General features: G+C 73.3%; 8 protein-coding genes. 3 read left to right on the plus strand and 5 right to left on the minus strand.

The genetic code is table 11. The features are described 5' to 3' along the window. Positions 1–37: 37 nt before the first annotated feature. Positions 38–412, minus strand: coding sequence for a GntR family transcriptional regulator (locus tag AB0I52_RS16885; RefSeq protein ID WP_363073219.1), 375 nt, complete (start codon positions 410–412; stop codon positions 38–40). 125 nt (positions 413–537) lie between these two features. On the opposite strand from AB0I52_RS16885, the gene AB0I52_RS16890 reads away from it, so the two are divergent. Together AB0I52_RS16890 and AB0I52_RS16895 are read left to right on the plus strand one after the other, a co-directional pair. Further along, the gene (locus AB0I52_RS16890) at positions 538–1458 is read left to right on the plus strand and encodes a GNAT family N-acetyltransferase (protein ID WP_363073221.1); all 921 of its coding nucleotides are present in this window, start codon (positions 538–540) and stop codon (positions 1456–1458) included. Next, positions 1439–1942, plus strand: coding sequence for a DUF402 domain-containing protein (locus tag AB0I52_RS16895; protein WP_363073223.1), 504 nt, complete (start codon positions 1439–1441; stop codon positions 1940–1942). The genes AB0I52_RS16890 and AB0I52_RS16895 overlap by 20 nt, the downstream gene beginning before the upstream one ends. A gap of 95 nt (positions 1943–2037) precedes the next feature. Here AB0I52_RS16895 and AB0I52_RS16900 read toward each other — a convergent pair whose 3' ends face one another. The 4 genes from AB0I52_RS16900 to AB0I52_RS16915 all read right to left on the minus strand — a co-directional run bounded on the left by AB0I52_RS16900 (position 2038) and on the right by AB0I52_RS16915 (position 9314). Next, positions 2038–3516 carry a trifunctional class I SAM-dependent methyltransferase/NUDIX hydrolase/VOC family protein gene (locus tag AB0I52_RS16900; protein WP_363073225.1) on the minus strand — a complete coding sequence of 493 codons (1479 nt, stop codon included), beginning with the start codon at positions 3514–3516 and terminating at the stop codon, positions 2038–2040. A gap of 136 nt (positions 3517–3652) precedes the next feature. Continuing rightward, positions 3653–4546: an alpha/beta fold hydrolase gene (locus AB0I52_RS16905; protein ID WP_363073227.1), complete on the minus strand. Its 894-nt coding sequence runs from the start codon at positions 4544–4546 to the stop codon at positions 3653–3655. 188 nt (positions 4547–4734) lie between these two features. Beyond that, on the minus strand, positions 4735–5706 hold the full coding sequence (locus AB0I52_RS16910; protein WP_363073362.1) for a hypothetical protein: 972 nt from the start codon (positions 5704–5706) through the stop codon (positions 4735–4737). Between the two features lie 77 nt (positions 5707–5783). Then, positions 5784–9314 (minus strand): DNA polymerase III subunit alpha, encoded by a 3531-nt coding sequence (locus AB0I52_RS16915; RefSeq protein WP_363073229.1) that lies wholly within the window; start codon positions 9312–9314, stop codon positions 5784–5786. 129 nt (positions 9315–9443) lie between these two features. Between AB0I52_RS16915 and AB0I52_RS16920 the strand changes: the two genes are divergently transcribed. After that, a complete protein-coding gene (locus AB0I52_RS16920) occupies positions 9444–10505 on the plus strand; it encodes a DUF3533 domain-containing protein (RefSeq protein WP_363073231.1) in 1062 nt (353 codons plus the stop codon). Positions 10506–10515 lie beyond the last annotated feature (10 nt).

A 10515-nucleotide genomic window follows, 5' to 3' on the forward strand; every position in this document is an offset into this window, starting at 1 on the left:
CGTCCGGCCGAGGACACCGCGTCGGACCGCCCTCACCTCACCCCGAGTACACCGCCCGCACCGCGTCCTGCGCCAGCGCGAGCGCCCGCGCACGGGACACCCCCAGCCGCCGGGCCTGCTCCGCGTACTCCCGCGCCGCGGACGCCGCGTTGCGGTCGGCCGCGTCCCCCGCGGCGGCGACGAACGTCCCGTTGCGCCCCCGGGTCTCGATCACCCCGTCCGCCTCCAGCGCCCGGTACGCCTTGGCGACCGTGTTGGCGGCGAGGCCCAGCTCCTCGGCGAAGCCGCGTACGGTCGGGAGTCTGTAGCCCACCGGCAGCGCGCCGGAGCGGGCCAGTTCGGAGATCTGCGTGCGCAGCTGCTCGTAAGGGGCGGTGCCGGAATCCGGGTCAACGGAGATCTTCAGAGTCACGGGCCCGATTCTCCCCCCCACCACCCGAGTCCGCCGGCACCCGCCGTCCGGGTCCGGCCCCGGAGCCCACCCGTCGCCGGAAAATCACGGGCGGCCGGGCGGCGCCTGCGGGTACGGTCCGGCGCATGACTGTCATCGTGCGCGACTTCCGCGCCTCCGACGCCGAGGACTGGGTACGGGTACGGCGCGCGGCGCTCCCGTTCATGGTGACCACACCGGAAGCGGTCGTCTTCGGCCTGGCGAACGCCCATCCCGACAAGCGGTACCGCCTGCTGGTCGCGGAGGAGGACGGCGAGATCATCGGAACGGCCGAGGCCGGTCTGGCATACGAGAGCCCCAAACCCGGTCAGGCGTCCTGCAATCCGCACGTCCATCCGGAACGGACCGGCCGGGGCGCGGGCACACTGCTGCTGCGCACGGCCGAGGAGCACCTGGCCCTGGCCGGTGCGACCGAGATCTGTGCCTGGGTGCTGGACACCCCCGGCGACCTGGCGTTCGCCGAGCGGCACGGCTACGCCCCGAGCCGGCCGGCGCACTTCATGCATCTGGATCTGGCCGGTGGCACGCTGCCGCCCCGTCAGGCGCTCCCGGCCGGCGTCGAGCTGCGGACCGGCGCCGATTTCGACGACGACCCGCGACCGCTCTTCGAAGCGGACGCCGAGACCACCGCGGACGAGCCCAGCGACACGCCGGCCCAGCTGTCGGACTACGAGGAGTGGCTCACCGGGACCTGGGGCGATCCCGCTCTCGACCACCGGCTGACCTCGGTGGCGGTGGTCGACGGCGAGGTCGCGGCGTTCAGCGCGGCGGAGTGCGACGGCTCGGGCCGCTACTGGTCGGGGATGACCGGCACCCGGCGGGCGTACCGCGGCCGTGGGCTGGCGAAACTCGCCAAGAACGACTCGCTGCACCGGGCACGCGCCGCCGGGTACACCGACGCGTACACCGGCAACGACGCCGGCAACGGGCCGATGCTGGCGATCAACCGCTGGTTCGGCTACGAGATCTGCGCCACGGAGGTACGCCATGTCCGCAGGCTCGGCTGAAGCCGAAACGGAACTGACGGTCGTCCTGGTCAAGGCCGGAAAGACCAAGATCAGTTATCCGGCCACCCTGCTCGCCGACAACGGCACCCGGGTGACGGTACGGGCCCCCTGGGCCTCCCCGCGGGTCCGTGACTTCGGCTTCATACGGTTCGAGCCGGGTGACGTCTTCACCGAGCACTACTGGCGCGAGGCCTGGTTCGCGGTGAAGGAGGTCCGCGGCGGTGCGGGCGAACTCAAGGGCTGGTACTGCGATGTGACCCGTCCGGCCGTGCTGCGGGACGGTGAGCTGGTCGTCGAGGACCTGGATCTCGATCTGTGGGTGCCGGCGGACCGCTCCGGCGTACTGCGCCTGGACGAGGACGAGTTCGAGGAGAGCGGGCTGGCCGGGCGCGATCCGCAGGCGGCGGGTGCCGCCGTCGCGGCGCTGGACGAGCTGGAACGTCTCGCCCGTACGCCGGAGGGTTTCGCCGGCCTGCTGGGCTGAGGGCTCCCGGCACCACCCGTCCGGCTGAGCCCCGCACGGCCGGACCGTCAGCCCTCCAGCACCGCACCACACCGCCCGGACCGGCTGAGGGCCCCTCAGCCCGCCACCAGCTCCACCTCGTACCCCGCCGCGTCCTCCAGGTACGCGGCCACGTGCCCGTCGCCGCCCGCATGGGGATGGCGGTCCGTGAAGAGCAGCCGCCAGCCGTGGTCCGGGGCACGGGCCACCAGCGCGTCGAGGGCCTCCCGGTCCGCCACGTGGAACGCCAGGTGGTTGAGGCCCGGACGGCGCCGCTCGTGCGCCCCGGGGACCAGATCGGGCGACTGCTCGACCACCACATAGCTGTCGCCCCGCCGCCAGCTGCGACCGTGCGTCCACCGCTGGTACGGGACGTGGCCCAGCTCGCCGAGGAGCCAGCCCCACCCCGCCTCGGCCACCGCGAGATCGGGCACCCACAGCTCGATGTGGTGGACCCGCCCGGTGCGGACCCCGCCGGCCGGCAGCGGGACCGCGCGGCGGGGGCCTCTCGGTTCGTACGCGACGGTGTCGCCGTCCTCGTGCCAGTGGATCAGGAAGCGCTCCCCCGACCGGTAGCCGTCCAGTCCGGCCCGGCAGTAGGCGACCATGTCGTCCGGCAGGGCGTCCAGCGGGAACCACGCCAGCTCCGAGCACTTGTCCGGTTCGCGGTTGTGCGGCGGCCGGGCCGGATCGTACTCCGCCTCGAAGAACCAGCCGGTCCGGGGATTGCCGCCGGGCCCCCGGTGCTGCATGACGAGGGCCACCCGCAACTCCTCCGGTTCCAGGGCGATCCCGATCTCCTCGGCCGCCTCACGGATCATGCCCTCGCGGACGTCCTCGCCGTCCTCGACGTGTCCGGACGGGGCGTGCAGCAGCCCGTCCGCGTACCCGGTACCGGCCCGGCGGGCGAGCAGGACGTCGGAACCGCGCCGGAGGATCAGATGGACGTCCACGACCTCGGTGTGCCGGCGGGGCGGTTCGGCACGGGCGACCAGGGCGTAGCGCTCGTCGTCGACGTCCTTGCCCCAGAGATCGCGGTCGCCGGAGAGCCGCTCGTGGTGGATGCGCTCGGTGAACGGGGCGAGCAGCGAGGTGAGTTGCGCGGCGGACAGCCCGACCCCGTTCCACACGCCCTCGATCAGCACCAGTCTGCCGCCGGGCCGCAGCAGGCCGAACCAGTGCCGCAGGACCGCTGCCGGGTCGGGCAGCAGCCACACCACGTGCCGGGCCAGGATCACGTCGAACCGCTGCTTGCCGACGGGCGGTGCGGCGGCGTCCCCGGCCAGCACCTCGGTGCCCGTACCGGCCAGCTTGGCGCGCGCCTGCTCCACCATGCGCGGCGAGCGGTCCACGGCGGTGACCCGGTGCCCCTGCCCGGAGACGAGCAGCGCCAGGCTTCCGGTGCCGCACCCCAGGTCGAGAACCTCGGAACGCTCCGGGGGAAGCCAGCTCTCCAGCCTCTGCGCCCAGGCGTGCCGGACCACGGGGTCGAGCAGACCGTGGTCGGGCTCCTCGTCGAAGGAATCGGCGGCGGAGTCCCAGTCGATCGTCGTCATGGACCCGATCGTGCCATCTGCCGCCGGGCCGTCTCCACCGCACGGCACGGCACGGCACGGCCGCTGACCGGACCGGACGGCCCCGGGTGCTCCCGGGGCCGTCCGGTCTCTCCCGGCCCGTTCCTGGCGAAAGGCCCTAACCGATGACCGAGGCGCAGGTGGTCGGGGTGGCGTGCGCCGGGTCCAGGGCGTTCGCCACCTCGTGGTAGGCGATCCGGTCGATGGTCCCGATCGCCACGTGCTCGGACAGGTCGACCGGGCACAGGTCCTGGAGCAGGACGTTGTGCACGTCGGGTCCGTCCAGGAACTGTGTCCGGTACGGGGTCACGACCTCGTCGTACTTGGTCGAGATGACGGTGTAGTGCACGCCGGGCACGGTGTCGCCGCCCGCGTTGAGCTTGGTGATGAAGGGGGATCCGGCCACCTGGTCGGCGAGTCCGGGCGTGCCGGCGTTGAGCAGGTCCGCGGCGCCGGGGAAGTACGGCAGCAGCTTCGTCAGGCCGAGGAGGGTGGTGCCGTGGTTGTCGGGTGCGAGCCCGATCATGGCGTTCACCCGGTCTCCCCCGCCGAGGAACTTCAGGTAGTAGTTCGGCATCATGCCGCCCTGGGAGTGGCCGACGATGTCCGTCCTGGGCGCCCCGGTGGAGGCGAGCACCTTGTCGACGAAGACCGCGAGCTGCCCGGCCGACTTGTCGATCGGGCCCAGGCCGTTGAAGAGCGGCACACCGGGGAGCTGCCCGTAGTCGAGCGAGTAGACGCAGTAGCCGCGGTTCACCAGGTAGGGGGCGAGGACGAGCCAGTTGTCGACCGAGTTCCCGAAGGTTCCGTGGACCAGGACGACGGGCCGGGGGTGGGCTGCGGAGGGTTTGCAGGAGTAGTCGTTCCAGCCGCGCGAGGTGGCCGTGGCGGCGGTGGGGGTGGCGGCAGCGGCCGTGGCCGTGGGGGTGGCGACCGCGGCGACTGCGAGGAGCAGTGCGGCGAGGGTTCTGCGCGCTCGTGGGGTGCGCGGCGCACGGGTCCAGGGCAGCATCGTGGGTTCTCCTTGCGGCTCAAGGGAGTTGCGATGTCTGTGCACCCTGCGGCCCGGACCACAAGTTCTGACGACGTTCGATGTGCTCATGCCAACTTACGCACGAGTAAGGTTTCCTGGGAAGTTACGCGTCGGTAAAAACTGACGCGGTGGTAACCGCGGCTTCAGAACAGCCCGCGGCCGGTGGTTCAGGCCGCGAGCCGCCCCGGCATCACGGCCTGCGGTCCGAATCTGGCCCGCAGCCGGTCCGCCACCGCCTCGATCCGCCGCGCCCGTTCGTCCACCGGATCGAAGGTCAGCTGATGCGCGGCCCGCCCCGCGTCGCCGAGCCCCTCGGCGCGCAGGGCGATCCCCCGCACCCGGGCCCGCTGCAGGGCGAACGAGTCATGGATCCGGTACGCGAGCGCGGTGAGCTCCGCGGAGTGGGCGGTGGGCTCGCGGAGCGTACGGCTACGGGTCAGCGTCGAGTACCCGGTCCGGTCGGCATAGCGCACGGAGACCGCGAGCGAGCGGCACACCTGCCCGTCGCCGCGCATCCTCGCTCCCAGTTCCTCGGTGAGCGACATGAGCGCGCGCCGCTGCCGCTCCCGGCCCAGCTCGTCGCGCGGGAAGGTCCGTTCGGCTCCGACCGACCGGGCGGCGGCGTTCGGCACCACCGCCGTACGGTCGACGCCGCGGGCCCGCTCCCACAGCTCGCGCCCGGTCCGCACCCCGGTGATCCGCTGGAGGGTGCCGAGCGGGGCGGCCGCGATCCGGCCGACGGAGTCCAGCCCGTATCCGCACAGGGTGCGGGCCGTCGCCGCCCCGACGCCGTCCAGTGCGCCGGCCGGCCGGTCCGCGAGGAAGGCGGCGGCCCCGCCGACGGGCACCACGAAGGTCGCCCCGGGTCCGGCCCGCCGCGCCGCCATCCGCGCCAGCATCGGGTTCTCGGCGGCCCCGATCGCGCAGTCCACTCCGTGCAGGGCCAGCGCGCGGACCCGGATCACCGCGGCCAGGCCTGCCGGGTCCCGCCCGAAGTAGCGCAGCGCGCCCCGCACATCGGCGAGCGCCCCTTCGGGCGGCATCGCCTCCACGGCCGGGGTGAACGAACCGAGCAGGGCCAGCAGCCCCGCGTAGCCGGCGCCGTCCGGGGGCCCGCCGCCGACCCGGCGGAACCGCAGGCAGAGGATGCCGGGCTGAAGGGGCTCGGACCGGAGGATGCCGAGGACTTCCGGCTGGAGGGCTTCGGATTGCTCGCTCATCCCGCGCTCCCCGGACTCTGGTGCCACAGCTTCCTTCCGGTGGGCGTCCCCTCGCCGGGCGGCTGGAGGTCCGCCCAGGGGTTCATCTCGTAACCGGTGGGCATCCGGATCCGGCGGCCGTCGCCGTCGGCGGGCACCTCCTCCTCCGGACCGGCCGCCTCTGGCGCGGGCTCCCGCGCCAGCCGGGCCGCGACCGCGTCGAGCCCGCCGGTACGCCGCAGCTCAGCCAGCTCGGCCAGATTCCAGGCGGCGGCGCCGACCACGCTCAGGCTCCGCGGCCCGCGCCGCTGGACCACCCCGCGCACCAGCAGCAGCCAGGAGTGGAAGACGGTGTACGCGCAGGAGGCGTGGCTGTCGTCGAAGAACGCCAGGTCGACCAGGCCCGTCCCGTCGTCCAGGGTGGTGAAGACGACCCGGCGCCCGGAGCGGACGGGCGGGGTCTGGGTGGCCGCCTTGGCGCCCGCGACCAGCACGGTCTCCCCGTGCCGCGCCTCGCGCAGCCGCTTGGCGGAGACCGCTCCGAGCTCCTCCAGGAAGGCCTGGTGATCGCTCATCAGATGGCGTGAGACATCCATGCTCAGCACGCCCAGCTCGGCACTGAGCCGTTCCGCCTCATTGAGGTCGGGCAGGCCGATGGAGCCGGTCCGGTGCCCGCCGCCGAGCGGGAGCTGCGCGCCCGCGCCGCCGGAACCCGCGCCCCGCTGGGCGCGGTGGAGCTCGGACAGATGCAGCAGCAGATCACGGCGGTTGGCGCCGAACGCGTCCAACGCACCGACCTGGGCCAGCCGTTCGGCCGCCGGCTTGCCCGGACGGGCCCGCTGCCAGAAGTCCAGCAGTGAGGTGTAGGGCTGCCCGGCCTCGATCCGGGCGACCTCGGCCGCGCTGATCCCGTGGACGTCCGAGAGCGCCAGCCGCAGCCCCCAGACCTCACCCTCCACCCCATCACCAGACACCAGTTCGATTCGATGGGCTGTCGCCGACCGGTTCACGTCCAGCGGCAGCACCGGCACCCCGCGCCGCCGCGCGTCGGCGAGCAGCAGCCGCTTCGGGTACATCCCGGGGTCGTGGGTGAGCAGCCCGGCGTAGAAGGCCGCCGGATGGTGCGCCTTCAGCCAGGCCGACTGGTACGTCGGCACCGCGAAGGCGACCGCGTGCGCCTTGCAGAAGCCGTAGCTGCCGAACGCCTCGATGATCTCCCAGGCTCGGGCGATCACTTCGGCGCTGTATTTCCGGGCCGCCGCGTGCTGTGCGAACCAGAGCCTGATCCGGCCCTGCGACTCGGGGTCGGAGAGCCCGCGCCGGACCCGGTCGGCCTCGCCCCGGCCGCAGCCGGTCATGATGTCGACCATTTCGATGATCTGCTCGTGGAAGACCACCACTCCGTAGGTCTCGCGCAGCGGTCCCTCCAGGTCGGGGTGCGGGTAGCGGACGGGCGCACGGCCGTGCCGGGCCTCGATGAACGGCCGCACCATGTCGGCGGCGACCGGACCGGGCCGGAAGAGCGATATGTCGACCACCAGGTCGTGGAAGCCGGCCGGCTGGAGCCTGCCGATCAGATCGCGCTGGCCGGGCGACTCGATCTGGAAACAGCCCAGCGTCTCGGCGGTCCTGATCAGCCGGTACGTCTCCGGGTCACCCGGCGGCACGGCGTCCAGGTCCACGTCCCGCCCCGAGGCCCGCTTCACCTCCGTGACCGCGTGCGCCATCGCCGACTGCATCCGTACGCCCAGCACATCGAGCTTGAGCAGCCCGAGGTCCTCCACGTCCTCCTTGTCGAACTGCGCCATGGGAAAGCCCTCGCCGCTGGTGGGCATGACGGGGGTGCGGCGCAGCAGTGAGGCATCGGAGAGGAGGACCCCGCACGGGTGCATGGCGATGCCGCGCGGCAGCCCGTCCAGCGCCTCCACCAGCTCCCACAGCCGCCCGTACTTCTCCTTCGTCCTCGCCACCTCGCGCAGTTCGGGCAGTTCCTCCATGGCCGCGCGGGCGTCGCGGGCCCGGATGTGCGGGAAGGCCTTGGCGAGCCGGTCGGTCTCGGCCGGGTTCATGGAGAGCGCGGCTCCGACGTCCCGGATGGCGTGGCGCACCCGGTAGGTCTCTGGCATGGCGACGGTGGCGACCCGTTCGGCGCCGAAGCGGCCGATGATCGCGCGGTAGACGTCGAGGCGGCGGGCCGACTCGACGTCGATGTCGATGTCGGGCAGCACGAAGCGGCGCTTGGACAGGAAGCGCTCCATCAGCAGCCCGTGCTCGACCGGGTCGGCGTGGGCGATACCGAGGAGGTGGTTGACCAGGGAGCCCGCCCCGGAGCCGCGGGCGGCCACCCGCACCTTCATCTCCCTCACATCGTCCACTACTTGAGCGACCGTGAGGAAGTACGAGGCAAAGCCGTGGTGGGCGATGATGTCCAGCTCGTGGTGCATCCGGTCCCAGTAGCCGGGCCTGCGGTCGTAGCCGCGCAGCACCATGCCCGCGGCGGCGCGGGAGGCCAGCACCCGCTGGGCGGTGCGGCGGCCGGCGCCGACGAGACGCGGTTCGGGGAAGTGGACGGAGCCGAGGCCGATATCGCCCCCGGGGTCGACGACGCAGGCGTCGGCGGTGTGCCGGGTCTCCGCGAGCAGCCGGGCCCCGGCACCGGGGCCGAGTCCGGCGGCGGCGGTGATCCGCTCGGCGGCCCCGGCCATCGCGCGGGCGTCCTTGAGCCAGCGCTCACCGCTGTCGAGCGGGGCGCGGCGCGGGTCGACGGGGACGAGCCCGCGCGCCGAGTCGAGCACGTCGGCGACCGGGCCCTGCCCGGCGTCGGCGTACCGGACGGCGTTGGTCAGCACGGCCCGTATCCCCTGCTCGGCGGCGAAGCCGACGGTACGGGCGGCGAGCCGCAGCGAACCGGGTCCGGTGCCGTCCCGGCCGTGGTGGACGGCTTCGAGCCGCAGGTCGTCGCCGTACACCTCCCGCCAGGGGGCGAGCAGGGCGGCGGCCCGGTCGGGACGGCCCGCGGCCAGCGCCCTGCCCACCTCGGAGGCGGGGCCGAGCAGCACGGTGAGTCCTTCGGCGGGCAGCGAGGACCGGTCGAGCAGGGGCCGGCCGCCGTCGGGGACGGCGGCATGGGCGGCGGTGACGAGGCGGCACAGCTCGGCCCAGCCCTGCGCTCCGTCGCGGGCGAGGAAGGTGACGCGGGGAGCGGATTCATCGACAAAGGCACCGCCGCGGACCGGGGTCCGCAGCCGGTGCGTACGCCCGTCGCCCTCCGCACGCCCGGCGGCGGCGACCGCGAGTTCCACCCCGAAGAGCGGACGCACGCCTGCCGGTTCGCAGGCCTTGGCGAACCGGACCGCGCCCGCGAGGGTGTCGCGGTCGGTCAGCGCGAGAGCGTCCATCCCCCGCTCGGCGGCGCGCTCCGCCAGCCGCTCCGGGTGCGAGGCCCCGTACCGCAGGGAGAACCCGGAAACGGTATGCAGATGCGTGAACCCTGACACCCGCACCTCCTGAACCGATCCGTGACCCACCACCCCCTCGCTCTCCACCATAGACCACGTTCGAACATTCGTGCGATACCCGCATTCCCGAGAGGCCTCCCCGCCCCGCCCCGGCCGTCCTCTCAGCCATTCGGCCCGGCCCCGACTGCATGAACGGCGGGCACCCCGGACGGTGGGGGCATGACTTTCGCTGATGAGGTGAAGAACGCCGTCACTCCGCGGGCCGCGCTGCTCGTCATCGGCGTACTGGCACTGCAGCTGCTGTTCATCGCGTCCTATGTCGGAGCACTGCACAAGCCGAAGCCGACGGACGTCCCCTTCGGGGTCGTCGCACCCCAGCAGATCTCCGCCCGGCTCCTCACCGAGCTCAAGGATCTCCCCGGCGGCCCGCTGGACCCCCGCACGGTCAGCGACGCGGCCACCGCCCGCCGGCAGATCCTCGACCGCGACATCGACGGCGCGATGATCGTCGATCCCCGCGGCACCACCGACACCGTGCTGGTCGCCTCCGGCGGGGGCACCGTGCTGGCCAACTCACTGACGAAGATCATCACGAAGGTCGACCTCACCCAGCGGCGCACGGTCCACTCCGTGGACGTGGCCCCGGCCTCGGCCCAGGACTTCGACGGGCTCTCGTCCTTCTACCTGGTCGTGGGCTGGTGCGTCGGCGGATACCTCTGCGCCTCGATCCTGGCGATCAGCGCCGGCAGCCGCCCCGCCAACCGTCAGCGAGCCGTGATCCGGACCGGGGTCATGGCGCTGTACTCGATCGCGGGCGGAATCGGCGGCGCGGCGATCATCGGGCCGATCCTCGGCGCGCTCCCCGGAAGCTTCTGGGGGCTGTCGGGCCTGGGCGCGCTGACCGTCTTCGCGGTCGGCATGATCACCCTCGCCCTGGAGGCGCTCACCGGCATCGTCGGCATCGGCCTGGCCGTCCTGATCGTGGTGATCGCGGGCAACCCGAGCGCGGGCGGCGCCTTCCCGCTCCCGATGCTGCCGGACTTCTGGCGGGCGATCGGCCCCGCGCTGCCGCCGGGGGCCGGGACCTGGGTGGCCCGCTCGATCGCGTACTTCAGGGGCAACGCGGTGACCGGTCCGCTGCTGGTGCTGTCCGCGTGGGCGGTGGTGGGCACGGTCATCACCCTGCTGATGTCCCTGCGCGGGAAGCCGGACACGGCGGACGACACCTCGCTCACGGGGGCGGGGGCGGGGATGGGGAGCGGCGGCTCGACACTCGCTTAGCGGACGGGCG

It is taken from the genome of Streptomyces sp. NPDC050423 (genome assembly GCF_040655445.1).
Lineage (GTDB): Bacteria > Actinomycetota > Actinomycetes > Streptomycetales > Streptomycetaceae > Streptomyces.

Excerpts from the sequence above, each read along its gene's own strand:
- AB0I52_RS16890 (WP_363073221.1), top strand. The coding sequence starts at position 538 with ATGACTGTCATCGTGCGCGACTTCCGCGCCTCCGACGCCGAGGACTGG.
- AB0I52_RS16895 (WP_363073223.1), top strand. The coding sequence starts at position 1,439 with ATGTCCGCAGGCTCGGCTGAAGCCGAAACGGAACTGACGGTCGTCCTG.
- AB0I52_RS16900 (WP_363073225.1), bottom strand. The coding sequence starts at position 3,516 with ATGACGACGATCGACTGGGACTCCGCCGCCGATTCCTTCGACGAGGAG.
- AB0I52_RS16905 (WP_363073227.1), bottom strand. The coding sequence starts at position 4,546 with ATGCTGCCCTGGACCCGTGCGCCGCGCACCCCACGAGCGCGCAGAACC.
- AB0I52_RS16915 (WP_363073229.1), bottom strand. The coding sequence starts at position 9,314 with ATGGTGGAGAGCGAGGGGGTGGTGGGTCACGGATCGGTTCAGGAGGTG.
- AB0I52_RS16920 (WP_363073231.1), top strand. The coding sequence starts at position 9,444 with ATGACTTTCGCTGATGAGGTGAAGAACGCCGTCACTCCGCGGGCCGCG.